Source organism: Virgibacillus profundi (assembly GCF_002287375.1).
GTDB lineage: Bacteria > Bacillota > Bacilli > Bacillales > Amphibacillaceae > Virgibacillus_K > Virgibacillus_K profundi.
On sequence record NZ_NPOA01000005.1, the window covers coordinates 240861 to 259465 of the forward strand.

The 18605-nt window shown below is 35.6% G+C and carries 16 protein-coding genes and 1 pseudogene; 16 read left to right on the top strand and 1 reads right to left on the bottom strand.

The annotated features are described in order from the left end of the window. Window positions 1-27: 27 nt before the first annotated feature. The 11 genes and pseudogenes from mutS to CIL05_RS09440 form a co-directional block, all read left to right on the top strand. Entirely contained in the window at window positions 28-2604 is a 2577-nt protein-coding gene (mutS, locus tag CIL05_RS09390; protein ID WP_095655274.1) for a DNA mismatch repair protein MutS, read from the top strand. A 25-nt stretch (window positions 2605-2629) separates the two neighbouring features. Beyond that, window positions 2630-4474 (top strand): DNA mismatch repair endonuclease MutL, encoded by a 1845-nt coding sequence (gene mutL / locus CIL05_RS09395; protein WP_095655294.1) that lies wholly within the window; start codon window positions 2630-2632, stop codon window positions 4472-4474. Between the two features lie 58 nt (window positions 4475-4532). Next, window positions 4533-4982, top strand: a complete 450-nt coding sequence (locus tag CIL05_RS09400; RefSeq protein ID WP_095655275.1) for a Dps family protein — start codon at window positions 4533-4535, stop codon at window positions 4980-4982. 24 nt (window positions 4983-5006) lie between these two features. Further along, window positions 5007-5942, top strand: coding sequence for a tRNA (adenosine(37)-N6)-dimethylallyltransferase MiaA (gene miaA / locus CIL05_RS09405; RefSeq protein WP_095655276.1), 936 nt, complete (start codon window positions 5007-5009; stop codon window positions 5940-5942). Between the two features lie 38 nt (window positions 5943-5980). Further along, window positions 5981-6205 (top strand): RNA chaperone Hfq, encoded by a 225-nt coding sequence (hfq, locus tag CIL05_RS09410; RefSeq protein WP_095655277.1) that lies wholly within the window; start codon window positions 5981-5983, stop codon window positions 6203-6205. Between the two features lie 170 nt (window positions 6206-6375). Further along, a complete protein-coding gene (spoVK, locus tag CIL05_RS09415; protein WP_439144830.1) occupies window positions 6376-7305 on the top strand; it encodes a stage V sporulation protein K in 930 nt (309 codons plus the stop codon). 109 nt (window positions 7306-7414) lie between these two features. Further along, window positions 7415-8650, top strand: coding sequence for a GTPase HflX (hflX, locus tag CIL05_RS09420; protein ID WP_095655278.1), 1236 nt, complete (start codon window positions 7415-7417; stop codon window positions 8648-8650). A 9-nt stretch (window positions 8651-8659) separates the two neighbouring features. Then, entirely contained in the window at window positions 8660-9904 is a 1245-nt protein-coding gene (locus CIL05_RS09425) for a methionine gamma-lyase family protein (RefSeq protein ID WP_095655279.1), read from the top strand. Window positions 9905-10023: 119 nt separating this feature from the next. Beyond that, the gene (locus CIL05_RS09430; protein ID WP_095655280.1) at window positions 10024-10431 is read left to right on the top strand and encodes a MerR family transcriptional regulator; all 408 of its coding nucleotides are present in this window, start codon (window positions 10024-10026) and stop codon (window positions 10429-10431) included. Between the two features lie 85 nt (window positions 10432-10516). Next, on the top strand, window positions 10517-11854 hold the full coding sequence (gene glnA / locus CIL05_RS09435; protein ID WP_095655281.1) for a type I glutamate--ammonia ligase: 1338 nt from the start codon (window positions 10517-10519) through the stop codon (window positions 11852-11854). Between the two features lie 723 nt (window positions 11855-12577). Continuing rightward, window positions 12578-12886: pseudogene (locus CIL05_RS09440) on the top strand (3-alpha domain-containing protein); the annotation flags it as partial. 216 nt (window positions 12887-13102) lie between these two features. Here the strand turns inward: CIL05_RS09440 and CIL05_RS09445 are convergent. Further along, on the bottom strand, window positions 13103-13804 hold the full coding sequence (locus tag CIL05_RS09445) for a lysophospholipid acyltransferase family protein (protein ID WP_095655282.1): 702 nt from the start codon (window positions 13802-13804) through the stop codon (window positions 13103-13105). A 1976-nt stretch (window positions 13805-15780) separates the two neighbouring features. Here CIL05_RS09445 and CIL05_RS09450 point away from each other — a divergent pair. The 5 genes from CIL05_RS09450 to CIL05_RS09465 all read left to right on the top strand — a co-directional run bounded on the left by CIL05_RS09450 (window position 15781) and on the right by CIL05_RS09465 (window position 18573). After that, entirely contained in the window at window positions 15781-16194 is a 414-nt protein-coding gene (locus tag CIL05_RS09450) for a helix-turn-helix domain-containing protein (RefSeq protein ID WP_095655283.1), read from the top strand. A gap of 263 nt (window positions 16195-16457) precedes the next feature. Next, complete coding sequence (locus tag CIL05_RS09455) at window positions 16458-16700, top strand: hypothetical protein (protein ID WP_095655284.1); 243 nt, start codon at window positions 16458-16460, stop codon at window positions 16698-16700. Continuing rightward, window positions 16700-16756, top strand: a complete 57-nt coding sequence (locus tag CIL05_RS22910; RefSeq protein ID WP_369126498.1) for a putative holin-like toxin — start codon at window positions 16700-16702, stop codon at window positions 16754-16756. Before CIL05_RS09455 ends, CIL05_RS22910 begins: the two co-directional genes overlap by 1 nt. 472 nt (window positions 16757-17228) lie before the next feature. Then, entirely contained in the window at window positions 17229-17585 is a 357-nt protein-coding gene (locus CIL05_RS09460; RefSeq protein WP_095655285.1) for an MmcQ/YjbR family DNA-binding protein, read from the top strand. A gap of 166 nt (window positions 17586-17751) precedes the next feature. Next, window positions 17752-18573 (top strand): helix-turn-helix transcriptional regulator, encoded by an 822-nt coding sequence (locus CIL05_RS09465; protein ID WP_095655286.1) that lies wholly within the window; start codon window positions 17752-17754, stop codon window positions 18571-18573. The last annotated feature ends 32 nt before the right edge of the window (window positions 18574-18605 follow it).

Here is an 18605-nt window from a genome sequence, read left to right on the forward strand (position 1 = left end):
ATTTCGGGTTTTTTTGGAGGATTAAACATGTCAAAACACACACCAATGATGGAGCAATATTTAAAAATCAAAGCGGATCATAAGGATGCTTTCCTGTTTTTCCGTTTGGGTGATTTTTATGAAATGTTTTTTGAAGATGCAATCAGTGCTGCAAGAGAATTGGAAATTACACTGACGAAACGTGACCCTGGTCAAAAGGAACCCATACCAATGTGTGGAATTCCATATCATGCAGCCGAAAATTACATAAAAATTTTAGTAGATAAAGGATATAAAGTTGCAATTTGTGAGCAAGTGGAAGATCCAAAAACGGCAAAAGGTGTCGTGAAAAGAGAAGTTGTACAGCTGATTACTCCTGGTACAGTGATGGAAAGTAATATGCTCCATGAAGGTGAAAACAACTATATTGCAAGTCTCTCTTATTTTAAAGATGGTTCCCATGTTGTCGTTTATAATGATTTATCAACAGGAGAGAATCGGATCGCATTGATTTCACACGGCTGGGATGCAGTGATCCATGAATTATATAATCAACCGATTAAAGAAATTGTTATATCTTCTAATTTACCTGAGGATATGCAAGAACAATTACGTGAACGGTTAAATGTGACATTATCCTATCAGGATGAAGTGAAGTTTAATGCAGAGTACCGGGACCTATGTGGAAATTTAAATGATGAACGTCTGATGAAGGCCTTCAGTCGATTGTTAAACTATGTACAACATACCCAAAAACGGTCACTTGACCACCTACAGCAGGCAGAAGTCATTGAATTAAATAATTACTTATCACTCGATATGTATTCGAAACGCAATCTTGAATTAACTGAAACAATTATAAAAAAAGGGAAACATGGCAGTCTATTATGGGTACTTGACAAAACAGTAACAGCAATGGGTTCAAGAATGCTGAAAAAATGGCTGGAACGTCCTTTATTAAATAAACAAATAATTGAAGAAAGATTGGAAGTTGTAGAGGGATTTTATCATGGCTTCATGGAAAGAGATACATTACGTGAAGAACTGAAATCAGTATATGATTTAGAAAGACTCTCCGGTCGAATTGCTTTTGGTAATGTTAATGGACGTGACCTTATTCAGTTAAAACAATCTTTAGAGAAAATCCCACAGGTAAAATCAATATTAAGTCAGTTTGAGCAAAAAAAGATCAAAAAAATAGCGCAGGAGCTTATTTTTCCTGAACATTTAATAGAGTTATTGGAAATGAGTTTAGTAGAAGATCCACCATTATCCATTAAAGAGGGATCTATTATTAAGGATGGTTACAATGAACAGCTTGACAAATACCGGCATGCTTCCAGAAATGGAAAAAAGTGGATTGCGGAATTAGAACAAAAAGAAAAACAGGAAACGAAAATTAAATCACTTAAAATCGGTTATAACAGGGTGTTTGGGTATTATATCGAAATTACTAAAGCGAACCTGCATTTACTTCCAGAAGGTAAATATGAACGAAAACAAACACTTACAAATGCAGAGCGTTATATTACACCAGAATTAAAGGAAAAAGAGCAACTCATCCTGGAGGCAGAGGAAAAAAGTATAGATTTGGAATACAAACTGTTTACTGAAATTCGCGAACAAATCAAAGAATATATTCCGGAGATCCAGCATTTAGCTGATGTAGTTAGTAAAATAGATGTGTTGCAGGCATTTGCAACAGTCAGCGAAGCTAATAATTACAAGCGGCCCAAGTTTGTCGATAATAATTTAGCAATAAAGAGCGGTCGACATCCAGTAATAGAACAGGTTATGAAAGACGGTTCATTCGTACCCAATGATGTTTCTCTTGATGATAATAAAAATATATTATTAATTACGGGACCGAATATGTCCGGGAAAAGTACATATATGCGGCAACTGGCTTTAACGGTTATTATGGGGCAAATTGGCTGTTTTGTTCCATGTGATCGTGCAGATCTTATTATATTTGATCAAATATTTACACGGATTGGCGCTGCGGATGATCTCACATCAGGTCAAAGTACATTTATGGTGGAGATGCTGGAAGCAAATCATGCCATTGCAAATGCCACTGATAAAAGCTTAATTTTACTAGATGAAATCGGGCGTGGGACAAGCACTTATGATGGAATGGCTCTGGCTCAGGCAATTGTGGAATATATTCATAATAATATCCATGCTAAAACATTGTTTTCCACACATTATCATGAACTGACGGCACTGGAGGAATCACTATCCAATTTGAAAAATATTCATGTCAGGGCAGAGGAATATGAAGGTAATGTTGTGTTTCTTCATCAAATTAAAGATGGTGCAGCTGATGAGAGCTATGGTATTCATGTTGCCAGGCTGGCAGAGCTGCCTGAAGCCCTAATTGAACGTGCAAGTACAATATTACAACAATTGGAAAGTGAAGATAAACCAGCAACCAGGACGGAAAAAATAGAGGCTGGTCAGCTTTCGTTTTTTGTGGAGGAAGAGAAGCCGGCAAAGAAAGAAAAAGGAACAATATCAAATGAGAAAGTGATCAACGAGCTAAAGAACATGAATCTATTTGAAATGACACCAATGGAAGCAATGAATGAATTATATAAACTGCAAAAGAACGCCAGGAAATAGTTTTCTAACAGAAAGGATTGTTTGCATGAAAATCGTACAAATGCCCGATATATTAGCTAATAAAATAGCTGCGGGTGAAGTTGTTGAGCGACCGGCATCTGTCGTAAAGGAACTAATCGAAAATAGTATTGATGCAAACAGTACATGGATAAAAGTAGAAGTTCTGGAGGCAGGCTTGCAGCAAATTAAAATAACAGATGATGGGGATGGTATGTCTGAAGAAGATTGTGAACGTGCCTTTCTAAGACATGCAACAAGTAAAATTAAGCATGAAAGTGATTTATTTCATGTGAAAACTTTAGGATTTCGCGGTGAGGCGCTCGCAAGTATTGCATCTGTAAGCAGACTAACGATTAAAACCTCCCAGGGTAACGAGGCAGGAACACTTTTAACATTAGAAGGTGGAAAGGTTACAGAGAAAAAGAAAAGTGATGCGAGAAAAGGAACAGAATTTCTCGTGGAAGATTTGTTTTTTAATACACCGGCCCGTTTGAAATATATGAAAAGCTTGCATACTGAACTGGGACATATTACGGATCTGCTCAATAGACTTGCATTGTCACATCCTGAAATCAGGTTTGAAGCGACACATAACGGTAAAGGATTATTTAAGACATCCGGCACCGGTGATTTATTGCAGGTTATATCAAATGTATATGGAATGGGCTCAGCCAAAAAAATGCTCCCAATAAAACATGAAACATTAGATTTTTCCATCGAGGGATATATTGCTAAACCGGAAATCACCAGGGCTTCACGTAATTATATTTCAACAATTATAAATGGACGTTACATTAGAAGTATTCCACTGACGCAGGCAATCATCCGTGCATACCATACCTTACTGCCGATTGGAAGGTTTCCCATTGCGGTGCTATCGATAAATATGGATCCTATCCTAGTGGATGTGAATGTACATCCTACAAAACTGGAAGTGCGTTTTAGTAAGGATAAAGAGTTATTTTCTGCACTTGAAGAGACAATCAGAAAAAAATTCAGGGAAATAACATTAATCCCGGAATTACAGCAAAAGCCATTGCCAAAGGAAAAGTCCATGCAGCATGCAATGAACTTTGACAGCCCGGTAATACAACAGGACACTGTTTCAAACTGGAATAGAGACAGAGCAGTCCATGAAAAACTGTCGGAATTCAATAATCACCAAAGGCAGGATTATGATCCAACCCCGACAGTAACGAAAGACAATAGCAGTGAAGAAATAATAAATAAAAATGTAGTATCAGAGTGGGAAAAAGCTAATTTACCTGAAGAAACAATTTTAAAACAACGGGTTCCTGCCATGTACCCGATTGGTCAATTACAGGGAACCTATATATTGGCCCAGAATGAGAATGGCTTATATATGGTAGATCAGCATGCTGCGCAGGAACGGATCAAATACGAATTCTTCAAGAAAAAGCTTGGGACCACGATGAATGAATCACAGGAATTATTACTTCCCTTAACATTTGAATTTTCGAAGCAGGAAACAATATTTATTGAACAATATAAAGAGAAGCTAGAACATGTCGGATTATTTTTTGAATCATTTGGTCATCAAACCTATGTGATCCGCTCCCATCCCAACTGGTTTCCGAATGGATTTGAAGAAGAGGTTATCAGGGAAATGATCGAGCAAATTATGACAGAGGAAAAAATAAATATAGAAACAATCAGGGAAGATGCAGCAATTTTAATGTCCTGTAAACGTTCCATCAAAGCAAATCATTATTTAAATAATGAAGAAATGTTTCGATTGCTGGAAGATTTGCGTCAGACAACAGATCCGTTCACATGTCCGCATGGAAGACCAATTATCGTACATTTTTCTTCCTATGAACTGGAAAAAATGTTCAAACGTGTCATGTAGAAATGTATAATTATAATCTGCCTTGCTAAAGCTATAAAAAAGGCTAGCGAGGTGTATGATGGAAAATCAAAAACTTATTAATTTCCTGAATCAATTATTATCAAATTACCATGTAATGTATGTCAAATTACACCGGTATCATTGGTTTGTTCAAGGAAGACATTTTTTTCAATTACATGAAACATTTGAAGAAATGTATACTATGTTTGCAAGTGATCTGGACCAGATTGCCGAGCGAATTTTGATGATCGATGGAAAACCATTAGCAACGATGGTAAAATATTTAAAAGAAACAACATTAAATGAAGCAAATGCCGATGATAAAGAAAATGAAATGGTTGCACAGTTAGTTCAGGATTATGGACAAATCATTTCGGAAATTAAGAAGGAGGGTCTTCCACTTGCAAGTGAAATTGAAGATAATCCGACGGAAGATCTGTTAATTTCAATTCAAGCTAAACTGGAAAAGTATGTTTGGATGCTTCACGCATATCGTGCATATGAATAAATCAATGTAATTTAGGGGATACTAATGAAAAAAACTGTAATTGCAATTGTTGGCCCAACTGCAGTTGGTAAAACAAAACTAAGTATTGAGATTGCCAAAAGGTTTAACGGGGAAATAATCAGCGGGGATTCCATGCAGATTTATAAAGGTATGAATATTGGTACAGCAAAGATCACCACCGATGAAATGCAGGGAATTCCCCATCATATGATAGATATTAAAAATGCAGATGAAACATTTTCTGCTGCTGATTTTCAATACTATGTTCGAAAATATGTTGATGAAATTACTGCAAGGCAAAAACTGCCAATTATTGTTGGTGGAAGTGGTTTATACATACAGGCTGCGTTATACGATTATAATTTTTCAGTACAAAAAAAAGATGATTCCGTTACAAAGAAATTGGAAGAAATAGTCGAGGCAGAAGGAATTACCCCATTGTATAGTCGTCTAAAAGATATTGATCCCGTACAAGCAGAGAAAATTCATCCAAATAATCACAGACGGGTCATTCGTGCATTGGAAATCTATGAAACAACTGGATTAACCATGTCAAAGTATCAAGAAAAGCAAGATTTCAGGCCTGTCTACAATAGTTTAATTCTTGGGTTGGAAATGGATAGGGAACTATTATATGATCGAATTAATAAACGAATCGATTCTATGCTGGATGATGGCCTGCTTGATGAAGTCAAACAAATGTATCAAGCAGGATATGGTAATAAGCAATCAATGAAAGCCATTGGATATAAGGAATTTATCCCATACTTAGATGGGGAACAAAGCATTGAAAATTCAATTGAAATATTAAAACGTAATTCAAGAAGATATGCGAAAAGACAGTATACCTGGTTCAGAAATAAAATGGATATTACATGGTATACGATTACACCTGATTCAATGAATGAAAGATTTGGAATAATTTTGGAAGATTTAGCAGGATTCCTGGAAAATACGTAGAAATAAATATATATAGATAGAAAAGAGGAGGAAGTGCTATGGCTCAAACAGTGAACATCCAAGATCAATATTTAAATCAACTGAGAAAAAATCATGTCTCAGTTACCGTATTTCTGACAAATGGTTTTCAATTAAGGGGTATTGTAAAAGCTTTTGATAATTTTACGGTATTATTGGAAACAGATGGTAAGCAACAATTAATATTTAAACACGCAATTTCAACTTTTGCACCTGTCAAAAATGTTACAATTGAAAAGGAATAAAAAAATTAACATTAACGGACGCTCGAGGGAGAGCGTTCGTTTTTTATTTTAGAAGAAATAGAAGCATGAAAATCAAGGAACTACTTAAGCACCCCACGCATTTGTACCATAGGCGGTTGTCACAACTTATTTATTCCAGGCGTATAATAAAGTGACTGAGGGGTGATGACGTGGCAACACAGATGACACGTAATAGAAGTGGGCAAATTAACATTGTTTTAAATGATAAAAAAGAAGTAAAGATAGATCATGATCATCAATTACATTATGTTAAAAACAGCCCATTTACACTTATCGATCAACAATTTTCATCATTCGTTGCGATGAAGGAATTAAAACGCACCATTAAAGAGATATATGCTACAATCGTCGTTAATGAAAAGCGGGAGGAGATTGGCCTTACCTGCTCGAAACAGGTCCTTCATATGCTATTTAAAGGGAATCCCGGAACTGGAAAAACGACGGTTGCCAGAAAGCTTGCTAAAATATATTTTGATATGAATTTGCTCTCCAAAGGACACTTTATTGAAGCGGAGCGGGCTGACCTTGTAGGGGAATATATCGGGCAAACCGCACAGAAAACTCGTTCCATTATTCAAAAGGCAATGGGTGGCATATTATTTATTGATGAAGCATATTCCCTGGCTCGCGGCGGTGAAAAAGATTTTGGTAAAGAAGCAATTGACACATTGGTGAAGCATATGGAGGATAACCATAATGATTTTGTTTTAATTTTAGCTGGATATCCATTTGAAATGGAACGTTTTTTAACGTTAAACCCTGGTCTTGAGTCCAGATTTCCTTTTATATTGGATTTTAAAGATTATGAAGTTGATCACTTGATGGAAATTGCAAAACAAATGGCTTCAGAAAGAGAATATCAATTAACGAAAGAAGCGGAATGGAAATTACATGCGCATTTATATAAAAAGACACTTGCTAAAGAGCGGAATTTTTCAAATGCACGATATGTACGAAATGTTATTGAGCATGCAATAAGAAAGCATGCGGTACGTTTATTATCACAAGGCCAATTTCAGGCAGAGGACCTTATTCATTTGACAGGTAAGGATATACAATTTGATAACCTAAGTCATTAATTACGAGTATCCTGTATTTTGTGGTGCTGTAACTTCTTTGATATGATATAGATACTGAATGATGACATCGTACTCACAAACGTATGTTATGGAAAGAGGTTAACAAAACATGCCCGAAGAAAAAATACTGATTATCGCAGTAAAAAAACAGGAACAAAATGAGGAGCGATTTCAATCCTCTTTAGAAGAATTGATTTCATTAAGTAAGACAGCGGGTGGAACGGTAAAGAAAGTAATGACCCAAAATCGAAGCCGTATCCATCCTGCAACATATATAGGTGAGGGAAAGTTAGAAGAAATAAAAAGAGAAGTAGACGAACTGGAAATAGATTTAGTAATTTCAAATGATGAGTTATCCGCAGGACAATTACGAAATTTAAGCAATCGACTCGAAGTTGGATTAGTTGACCGAAGTCAGCTCATACTGGATATTTTTGCACAACGAGCTCAAACAAAAGAAGGAAAACTTCAGGTTGAGCTTGCTCAATTGGAATATCTGCTGCCTAGACTTCATGGGCAAGGGATATCAATGTCAAGACTGGGTGCAGGGATTGGGACCAGGGGACCTGGGGAAACTAAACTGGAAACAGATCAACGGCATATTAGAGGACGAATTTATGATATTAAACGAAGATTAAAGGTAGTTGTCAGGCAACGTGAACAATATCGAAAACGAAGAAAAAATAATGATGTTTTTCAAATCGCAATTGTCGGATATACAAATGCGGGTAAATCCACATTATTTAACCTGCTGACAAATAGTCATTCTTTAGAAGAAAATCAGTTATTTGCAACACTGGATCCTTTAACCAGAAAAGTTCAGCTCCCTACTGGATTTCAGGCTTTAATTACAGATACAGTCGGGTTTTTGCAGGAATTGCCTACTGCACTAATTGCTTCATTCAGGTCAACCCTTGAAGAAGTAACGGAAGCCGACTTTTTACTGCATGTTGTTGATGGGTCACATATAGACCAGGAACAGCATCAGGATACTGTAATGGAGCTTCTTGAAGATCTGGATGCACATACACTGCCAATGCTTACGGTATATAATAAAAAAGATTTAATAAAAGATGATGTAATCCCAATGAATCATCCGTATGTTTTTATTAGTGCAAACGAACAATCGGACATTGATATGCTTTTAGAGAAAATTGAAGTTATCTTAACGGAACAATGGGATAGGTATACATTAAGTTTAAATCCCGATGAAGGAAAAACGCTTAATCGTTTGGAACGTGACACGATTACTAAAAAGAAATATTTTGATGAAGACACGAATCAATACATTATAAAAGGATTTATGGCAGAAGACCATCCATTGAAAAGTTTATTAAAGGAGTAGTAACTAAACATGATCGAACAATTAACTAAACAAACGGAAGACGATTGCAGCATAAAACATAAAGAAATCAATTCTATCGTGGAGACAAATCAAAAGCGTGTTCTCGAAGCATTTAAAAACAACCGGATAAGTGACAGTCATTTTAGCTCAACTACCGGGTATGGCTATGATGATCTTGGCCGTGAAGCATTAGAAGCAGTATATGCAGCGGTGTTTGGTGGAGAAGACGCATTAGTAAGACCACAGTTAGTATCAGGAACACATGCAATATCAACAGCTTTATTTGGCATGCTGCGCCCAGGGGATGAATTGATTTATATTACTGGCAAACCTTATGATACATTAGAAGAAGTGATTGGCAAAAGAGGCAGCAATGCCGGTTCACTAATGGATTATAATATTGCTTATAATGAAGTGAATTTAAAAGAACACGGAATGATCGATTTTGAAGCCGTAAAAGATGCTATATCAAATCAAACAAAAATCATTGGTATACAAAGATCAAAAGGGTATGATGACAGACCATCTTTTACAATTGATGAAATAGAGGAAATGGTTCAATTTGTTAAAGGTATCAATGAAGATTTAATTGTATTTGTTGATAACTGTTATGGCGAATTTGTTGAAGAAAAAGAACCTTTACATGTTGGAGCAGATATAATTGCAGGCTCCCTTATTAAAAATCCTGGCGGTGGTATTGTTCGAACAGGCGGGTATATTGCAGGTCGTGAGGATCTTATTCTTCAGTGTGCCAACAGATTAACAGCTCCAGGACTGGGTAAAGAAACAGGTGCGACATTAAACACGCTGCAGGAGACGTATCAAGGTTTCTTTTTAGCACCACATATCGTTGGTGAAGCATTAAAAGGAGCAGTATTTACTGCAAGGTTTTTAGAATTGGCTGGTTTTGAAACAACACCACATTACCAGGCGAAAAGAACTGATTTAATCCAATCCGTTACATTTAATAACGCAAAGCAAATGATAGCATTCTGTCAGGCAATCCAACAAAATTCTCCAGTGAATTCGTATGTTACACCATATCCAAGTGAAATGCCTGGATATGAGGATGAAGTAATTATGGCTGCCGGAACATTTATTCAAGGCTCAAGTATTGAATTATCTGCCGATGGTCCAATTAGAGAGCCATATATTGCTTTTGTTCAAGGTGGACTTACATATGCACATGTAAAAATTGCATTAATTGAATCTGTAAAGGTTCTGCTGAATAATGCATATTTATCTATAAAATAGGGTATAGGAAAAGGGTAAGCTAATTTTACTCTTTTCTTTTTTTATTTCAGTCCATGTTAGATAAACTTACATCAATTTGACAGATTACCTCACATACTGTATGCTGGTAACTATTATAGATGAGGGGGGGTCATGAATTGAATGATCAAGATCGCCGTTCCATGCCCTTGTTCTCCATTGGTATTGTTATCAAACTGACGGAGCTGACTGCCAGACAAATTAGATATTATGAAGAACATCAGTTAATAGCCCCGGAGAGAACCTCGGGAAATCAGCGATTGTTTTCTTTTAATGATGTTGATAAGCTCCTGGAAATTAAGAATTTACTGGATAATGGCCTGAATATAGTAGGAATAAAATTCTTATTAACCGAACAGGAAAAAACAGAGTTAAAACAGCAAAAGGCACCTGATTTAACTAAAAAGGAATTAAAACAAATATTGAAAAATGAACTGACTGAAGCCGGAAAGTATGGGAAAGTAAGTTTAAGACAAGGTGAACTATCAAGATTTTTTGTTAAGCATTAAAAAAGTATAAGAAAAATAAGGTTAACCTTATTTTCTAATTACATACTTGTTATAAAAAACATTAGCATTAGGAGGAGAAGGAATTATGAGTGACAGGTTTACGAAGGAAGCAATTAAGGAACGTATTGATGAGGAAAATGTGAGATTTATCCGCCTGCAATTTACCGATATGCTAGGGATTATCAAGAATGTGGAAATTCCACTCAGCCAGTTGGATAAGGCATTGGATAATAAAATGATGTTTGATGGATCGTCTATAGAAGGGTTTGTACGTATAGAAGAATCAGACATGTACTTATACCCAGACTTAAATTCTTTTGTTGTATTTCCTTGGACATCCGATAAAGGAAAAGTGGCACGATTTATTTGTGATATTTATAATCCAGATGGGACTCCATTTGAAGGTTGTCCACGGTACAATTTGAAAAGGAATTTGAAAATAATGGAAGAATTAGGTTTCGATGCATTTAACATTGGAACAGAACCGGAATTCTTTTTATTCAAGCTTGATCAAAATGGAGCACCTTCGTTGGAACTTAATGACCACGGAGGATATTTTGACTTAGCTCCAACAGATCTAGGGGAAAATTGCCGCAGAGATATAGTTCTTGAACTTGAGGAAATGGGATTTGAAATTGAAGCATCCCACCATGAGGTAGCACCAGGTCAACATGAAATTGATTTTAAATATTCTGATGCAGTAAAACATGCTGATGATATACAAACATTTAAATTAGTTGTTAAAACTATAGCAAGAAAACATAATTTACATGCGACATTCATGCCTAAACCTTTATTTGGAGTAAATGGATCCGGAATGCATGTCAATATGTCCTTGTTCAAAGATGGCGAAAATAAATTCTTTGATACAGAAGGCGAAATCCAACTAAGTGATACAGCCTTTCAATTTACTGCCGGAATCATGAAACATGCTACTAATTTTACAGCAGTTACAAATCCAACAGTTAATTCGTATAAAAGACTGGTTCCCGGTTATGAAGCTCCTTCTTACGTAGCGTGGTCTGCATCTAACAGGAGCCCACTTGTCCGTATACCGTATTCACGAGGATTAAGTACACGAATAGAAGTGAGAAGTGTGGATCCATCTGCTAACCCGTATTTGGCTATGGCAGTATTACTTGCTGCAGGGCTTGACGGTGTTCAAAATAAATTAACACCACCAACTTCTGTTGATCGTAATATTTATGTAATGACTAAGGATGAACGCGAAGAGAACGGCATTAAAGATTTGCCTTCAACATTAATGGGTGCATTGGAAGAACTGCAAAAAGCTGAAGTTATCACTTCAGCTCTTGGTGAACATCTATTTGAACATTTTATTGAGGCAAAAGAAATTGAATGGGATATGTTCAGGACTACTGTACACCCATGGGAGAGGGAGCAGTACCTAACTAGCTATTAAGCCTGTTATAGAAGGGTTATCATGTGTGGGCGCGCCTGTAAATTAAATTATAAAACAGCCTTCGCCCACCAAACACCCACAAAAAAATATAAAAATTTTTATTTTAAAATCTTGGTCATGTAGTTTTCAAATTGATCTGTGTTATCTTTCTCGATTTTGCTGGAAACGAGGGGAGTAAACATCGGATGTGATTTGCATACTTCCATGGCCAAGTCTTTTTTGTATATTTCATGCTTGAACAGAACCGCATGTGTATGGCGTAATGAATGTATAGGCAAAGGAGTGATACCTGATCTTTTAAATACTGGATCCTTACATGGATTGGATTCAACCTGTTTATTAATAACAGCCCGATTCATTGCGCTATTTAAAGCACTATCTTGATTGTATTGTAAATAATCTTACAGAAGAACAAAAAAAGTAACCACCCGATGAATGCCTAGCGCGCATTTTGGTTGGTTACTTTTTTAACTCAAACATGTGAGCTGCCCCCTTGAAGGGCTTTTACACAATAGACCGGTCCATGTACCAACATGGGCGATCTTTTATTATCTTATGACTTTCTATATATAGTATACCTCATTTCCCCTACAAAATAAACATATACAAGTTGATTTTGTTCACCACTGGATGAAATATGAATAATTGAAATCAAAAGATAAAAAGAAAAAAGCGTGAAGTGGAAATAGGACACTGGAAAGTCTTTCGTTGTTTAACCACGATCAAGGTAGAAGCCCGTGTAGTACAATTACTAAGCGAACTAATCAACCTTCTCTTCTAAAAAGGATGGTACAAACAGGTTTTACTGGTTATTTATGTCGTGTTTTAGAAGAAGGTATTGTACGAAAAAATTCTAAAATTACATTGTTGGAATCGCACCCTAACAAAGTATCGAATCTTTATGGAAATGAGATTTATTTTCATAAACAAAAAGATATTGAAGGAATAAAAAGATTATTAGCTGTTGAGGAATTGGCTGATGAGTGGAAAGAACCTCTGGTAAACAGGCTAAATAAACTTACCGCCCTTTAGTAATTTTTCTTTAAAAATCTTATTTGGATATAGGATTTTAAATTGAGCGAATATTCCTTCAATAAAATGGTGCGATTGTTCAAGGAGGGCAGTCGCTTTTTGTGCTAACGACGCAGGTTAGCTGAGCAAGGACTGTAAGCTTGCAACTCCCAGAGTAATAATCAAGGAGATACCAAGAAAGGGGGCTAGCGTAATCCTCACTGTCTACCTGTCCTGTTACAAATGTTTTTCAATTTGTGTTAGAACTGTTGTGGCTAGTTTGTTTGTATCTTTAAAATTTCTTGAATCGATGGGTTCAGAGTAATGGACAGAAACTTTTGCTGGTGTATTCTTACCCTTCTTTCCTATCAATTTGTAAGAATCCTTGAAGGTCACAGGAATGACTTTAACCCCAGATTTAATCGCAATTCGTAAACTACCCGATTTAAAGTTTCCAATTTCAGGACCTTTACTTCTAGCTCCTTCTGGAAAAACTGCTATTGAATTACCTGATTTTAAACTTTCTATTGCTTGGTTAATAGCCTTTAGGGAACTACGAGCGTTATCCCTGTTGATAAAAACGCATCCTCGTTCTTTCATCCAATAACCCAGCAACGGAATTTTCTCCATTTCTTTTTTAGCAACAAAAGCCATCGTTTGGGGAACTGTTGAATATAAAATTGGAATATCCATATTACCTTGATGGTTGCTAACATATAATACAGGTTCATCTAAAGGAATATTTTCTGTTCCTGTTATTATAAGGTCGGCACCCGAGATTCTAATTAAATTTTTGGTACATTTTAGAATGATTTTATCCATCAGTTCTAGTTTTTCTTTGTTCTTACCTGCCTTGTTTAATTTATTGATAGTAAATGATTTGTTTGCTTTACTTAAAATATAACCCCACATGTATCCTTGAAATAATAGAGTGCGCATATTTTTTCCTCTTTTCCATCATGTTTAATCTATTACAATCATAAAAGACATGAACAAATTAATTAAGTCACAAATGTCACATTGTTAATATTGAATATGTCACATTACGAAGGGAAATATCGGTTGCTTTTTTCTAGGGAGTCTTTTGATAGTCAAATTAAAGATTAGGAAAGAAACACCAACTGGTATAAAAGATTATATTTTGGAAGGCAGACCATTTGTCAATTTATATTTTTCTTTCAGTAAAGGGATTAACGATTAATTTAAAATAGCGCTTCACTACGCAGAGCAAACGGATACCGGTCTTACAAAAAAATAAAAACTTAATTCTGAACTGGATTAAGCATGGTTTGATCAGGTGATTCGCACATGACATTAGTTTGAAGAAGACAATAAAGGTAACTTTGTAATTGGGAAACATAGTAATACATTGCATAATAAAAAAGTAGGTAAGAATGAGTACAGGAGTGTAATTGAAATTATGCCAGAAAAAGAACTTCCAAATAATTATGATGTAAAATTTACTCTTAATGTATGCTATACCAACGGAAAGTGGGCAATAGAATTTTCTTTATAATCCTAAAATTTTAAGTCAGTTAAGTATACTTGTGAAAAATTGTACTTAAAGTAACTGGTGCGCACGACAAGTACTGTTATAAGCGCTTTACAGCGTGAAATACAGGAAGTTATTTTACATTTTAAACTTCAACTTTACAGCGGAGGATGGAAATGACGGAACCATGTTTCTCGAAGCCATCCCATCAACACTCCTGCATGCGTCTTGACTGACAGGTCAATGGGTGTGAAGTACAGGTAGATTCGGCAGAAGGAAGGCTGGAGCCACCCGTTGGAGAAGGTATGCCAACTGATATGCCGCATGGCTGAAAAACTAGATATGGTGAGAATGACCTTCGAAAGAAGGACTGACGAACTTCTGAATGTAAGGGTCTAAGTTACGAGCATAGGGAAACCTATGTCCCAACTAATGTTGGGTGAGTGGTGTAGAGTAAGACTGCACCATATGAAATACGCTATACCGAACAACGGCGGTATCAAACTCACAGGCATAAAGGAGGCACCTACGTTTTGAATGGATAGCTACGTTGTAAAGGACTTGGAAAGTAACAGGACGTTGAAAGAAAGGCTGTCACCTGATTTGGTATGTAGTTTGGATAGGAATAGGAGCGTATTTAATTTCTTTGGTAATTCTGTTTATTATTGCTTTCCTAATACTTCTTATAGGTAAAACTATTTTTAAGTCTAAAAACTCTAAGACAATTCGATAACTGTTAAATCGCTAAAATCCCTTTAGTCCATATATTATATACGATTCAACGAACTGATGCGTAAGCTTAGGTACCTTGATTTGACTATGTAGCAATCGGGCCAGATTGTGGAATAAATTCTTGTATTGATAAAGCAAATTCAAGATAATTAAGATGTGCAAAGCCATAAAAATGAAAAGCAAGCATAGGAGAACAAAATGAAAAAATCAATCATTTTTATTGCTGAAATTAAGCATTGTCGGGCGGGCAAACTTTTCATTATTTACTTTTAGTGTACCTTTACGACTGATATATCTGTAGGTGAATATCTTCGCAACTGTATAACTTTAGCTGCCAATGAGTTAACTGTAACAAACGCAAAAGATGGAAACTCCTAAGCTTTCTTCATGAACGAGCAAAAGAAAAAATTAGCTGGATTGAGTCCAGTCGAATACCGAATTCAATCCAACCAATCTGCTGCATAATAAAAACTCTAACTTTTAGGGGTAAGTTTCTTTGAGTTCAAAAAAGTTTAGCATAGTTAAACAAAGTCCTTCATATATTTAAATGAATTTATCCTTTTCTTCCCTTTTCTAGTATGTCTTCAACATATTCCTTTAAATCATCATTATTTTTACGAAACATAGGATACAACTCCTTTAAAGCCTTTAGTTACCTAAATATCATGCACTTGAAAAGAGGGTTTTATACATGAAAATAGAAATTGAAATGAAGGATGAAACTTATGAAAAGATAAAAAATATGGTTGACTGGATTAATTTAGATAATTCATTTCGCGGAAAAAGTGATACTCCAGAAGCCAAAATTGAGGATTTTATAAAAGGTGCAGCAATTTCTAAATTATTGGATGTAGAAACATTGTCCCCTTTACTAAATTCTAGGGAAGTGGATAGTTTAGAAATTAAAAATCGATTTAAAGACATTGCCAAAGAAAAGAAAATTAAACAAGTTGATATTTGTAAAAAAACTGGACTTAAAAAGGCGAACCTTAGTTTGATCTTTAATAATGAAAAAACGTTAAGAGCTGACACTTTTTTTGCTATCTGGCTGATATTAGGTTGTCCACCTATTCATGAGTGTTTATATATTAAAAAAGCCGACTGAAATTATAGATATTTTTAGATAAAACGAGTAGAAAACTCGTTTTTTTTATTTTTTTGGAATAGTACAAGTCGCCACCGCCATACGTTTAACTAAACGAAATAAAAAAAGGTAAAAGTTTCTAATGACTAAACTTCGAGAGGTTTTTAAATATTGAATCTCTAGTGGCTTTATTGTAGCAACAGCATTTGAGGTTTAATGATTTGGAAATATCACCAAAAAAACAAAGAAGATTGGAAAAGAAAAAGGAAAGGAGTTATCGAGCAATGAAAGTAAGATTAAACATCTTACCGAAAGAGCGAGCTCAGAAGGTTAACTATACCCCTTTTTCAACAAATGATGATTTTTTATCCGTCAGCCCAATAAAGGAAGTGATACATCAAAAAATAGAAGGAAAAACAGAAAATAAACCCAATCATCTTATAAGATCTTTCATAGGTGATGGCTCGCTTCCTTTTAGAATTAAAGGGGGGTGTTGCCAATGCCAGTATACGATACAGTATATCTGATGATTACTTTCGGAATGCTAATCGTAGCAATCCTGTCATTTCACAATAAAAAATAACCCCCCAAGCCCGGCCTGCTAATTTAAGGTGGTTTTTTACTTGAATTAGTGAGTCGCCCCTTTGAAGGGCTATTGCACTATTACCGTTAGTGTGTCAGCACTGGCGGTAATTTTCATATTACGTGTTACATCTTATTTTTATTTTGCCCAATATCAGGCGAAATGAAAACAGTAAGCTCTGAATGGATTTACTTAATAATATAGGTTAGTGTAAACTGAATTTAAAGAATAATTATAATGGTAACTGCAATTTTGTGAAAAAATACACTTAAACTCCCTCAGTTAGATTCAATTTACTCATAAACGCTCGTTTATTCGCAGGATTTCAAACCACTTGTAAGTACAATAACGGATGAGCGGGATGAGTATTGATAATAAAGGCTACATGAAGGCACGCGGGAATAGAGGAGATAAAAACTCCAGCTCGGCAAATGTCGAGAGTCTATTTAAGTAGTTGGAGGAATTATTCAGTATGTTAACAAGAGAAGATATCTTTAAACACATCAAAGAAAACTATGGTACATTACCTGATTATCCATGGGGGAAATTTCCTGAATATGCAGCTTTGAGACATGAATCTAGCGAGAAATGGTATGGTCTCATAATGAATGTTCTACCAGAAAAATTAGGATTAGATGGAAATGAGGAAATAGATGTTCTGAATTTAAAATGTCCCCCCGAAATAAGTGACAGTATAAGAAATGGAAAAAAAATTTTACCCGGATATCATATGGATAAGGAACATTGGATTTCGCTTGTTTTAGAACGTACCGATCCAAAAGGGGAAATTTATAATTTAATTGAGCAAAGCTTTAATTTAACCAAATAAAAATGAAGAAGGGGTTAATAAAAAAGTTTATTCAAGACGTAAATTGCACTTTAATCCAAACTAAATCCCGGCAGCTCTATTGAAAGCGGTTTAAAAATTTCATGTTTTTGCGTAAACTGTAAGTAGAGTTCGTGTTTTTTAGAATCAATTGGAGGTAGTGATTGCCATGGCCATTTTCCGTACATACCATCCTCAGCCACCCTTGTCGGATTTTATAAGAACTTTTTGGTTATATAAAGGTTACAAACCGCCACACGAAATGGAACGTGTCCTTCCAGATGGCTCAATGGAATTGGTTATCAATCTTGAAGAAGACTTGATTAAGGTATATGACCAAAAGAATTATGACCGTTTCAAAAGTTTTAGTGGCAGTCTTGTCTCTGGACCGCATTCGAACTTTGCTGTTATCGATACAGCATGTCAAGCGTCAACAATGGGGGTTCATTTTAAACCAGGTGGTACTTTCCCATTCTTTAATTTACCAGCTGATGAATTACGCAATGAGCAGGTATCATTAGATACACTATGGGGACCGAAAGCTGCTGAAATACGGGAACAGCTCCTTGAGGCTGAATCCTCAGTTATTAAATTCAGAATTATAGAACATCATCTATTGGAAATGATGGATAGAGACTCGACACAGCATCCCGCGGTTATGTTTGCGCTTATGAAATTTCATTTACCACATGAGTTGAAGATTGCTGATATTAATGAACAAATCAATTTGAGTCCACGAAGATTTATTCAGGTATTTAAGAATGAAGTCGGATTGACTCCTAAACAATTTTCTCGTATCCAGCGGTTTCAGAAGGTACTTCAGATCATTAAAGGCAGAGAGCAGGTCAATTGGACAGATATTGCTTTTGATTGTGGTTATTATGACCAAGCACATTTTATTCACGATTTTAAGTCTTATTCTGGTCTTAGCCCAAAATCCTACCACTTGCATCATGGTAAACAGCAAAATCATGTTCCGTTTTTTGAGTAGGGTCATTTTTTTACAATACAGCCCATTCCAAT

Excerpts from the sequence above, each read along its gene's own strand:
- mutS (WP_095655274.1), top strand. The coding sequence starts at position 28 with ATGTCAAAACACACACCAATGATGGAGCAATATTTAAAAATCAAAGCG.
- mutL (WP_095655294.1), top strand. The coding sequence starts at position 2,630 with ATGAAAATCGTACAAATGCCCGATATATTAGCTAATAAAATAGCTGCG.
- CIL05_RS09400 (WP_095655275.1), top strand. The coding sequence starts at position 4,533 with ATGGAAAATCAAAAACTTATTAATTTCCTGAATCAATTATTATCAAAT.
- miaA (WP_095655276.1), top strand. The coding sequence starts at position 5,007 with ATGAAAAAAACTGTAATTGCAATTGTTGGCCCAACTGCAGTTGGTAAA.
- hfq (WP_095655277.1), top strand. The coding sequence starts at position 5,981 with ATGGCTCAAACAGTGAACATCCAAGATCAATATTTAAATCAACTGAGA.
- hflX (WP_095655278.1), top strand. The coding sequence starts at position 7,415 with ATGCCCGAAGAAAAAATACTGATTATCGCAGTAAAAAAACAGGAACAA.
- CIL05_RS09425 (WP_095655279.1), top strand. The coding sequence starts at position 8,660 with ATGATCGAACAATTAACTAAACAAACGGAAGACGATTGCAGCATAAAA.
- CIL05_RS09430 (WP_095655280.1), top strand. The coding sequence starts at position 10,024 with ATGAGGGGGGGTCATGAATTGAATGATCAAGATCGCCGTTCCATGCCC.
- glnA (WP_095655281.1), top strand. The coding sequence starts at position 10,517 with ATGAGTGACAGGTTTACGAAGGAAGCAATTAAGGAACGTATTGATGAG.
- CIL05_RS09445 (WP_095655282.1), bottom strand. The coding sequence starts at position 13,804 with ATGCGCACTCTATTATTTCAAGGATACATGTGGGGTTATATTTTAAGT.
- CIL05_RS09450 (WP_095655283.1), top strand. The coding sequence starts at position 15,781 with ATGAAAATAGAAATTGAAATGAAGGATGAAACTTATGAAAAGATAAAA.
- CIL05_RS09455 (WP_095655284.1), top strand. The coding sequence starts at position 16,458 with ATGAAAGTAAGATTAAACATCTTACCGAAAGAGCGAGCTCAGAAGGTT.
- CIL05_RS09460 (WP_095655285.1), top strand. The coding sequence starts at position 17,229 with ATGTTAACAAGAGAAGATATCTTTAAACACATCAAAGAAAACTATGGT.
- CIL05_RS09465 (WP_095655286.1), top strand. The coding sequence starts at position 17,752 with ATGGCCATTTTCCGTACATACCATCCTCAGCCACCCTTGTCGGATTTT.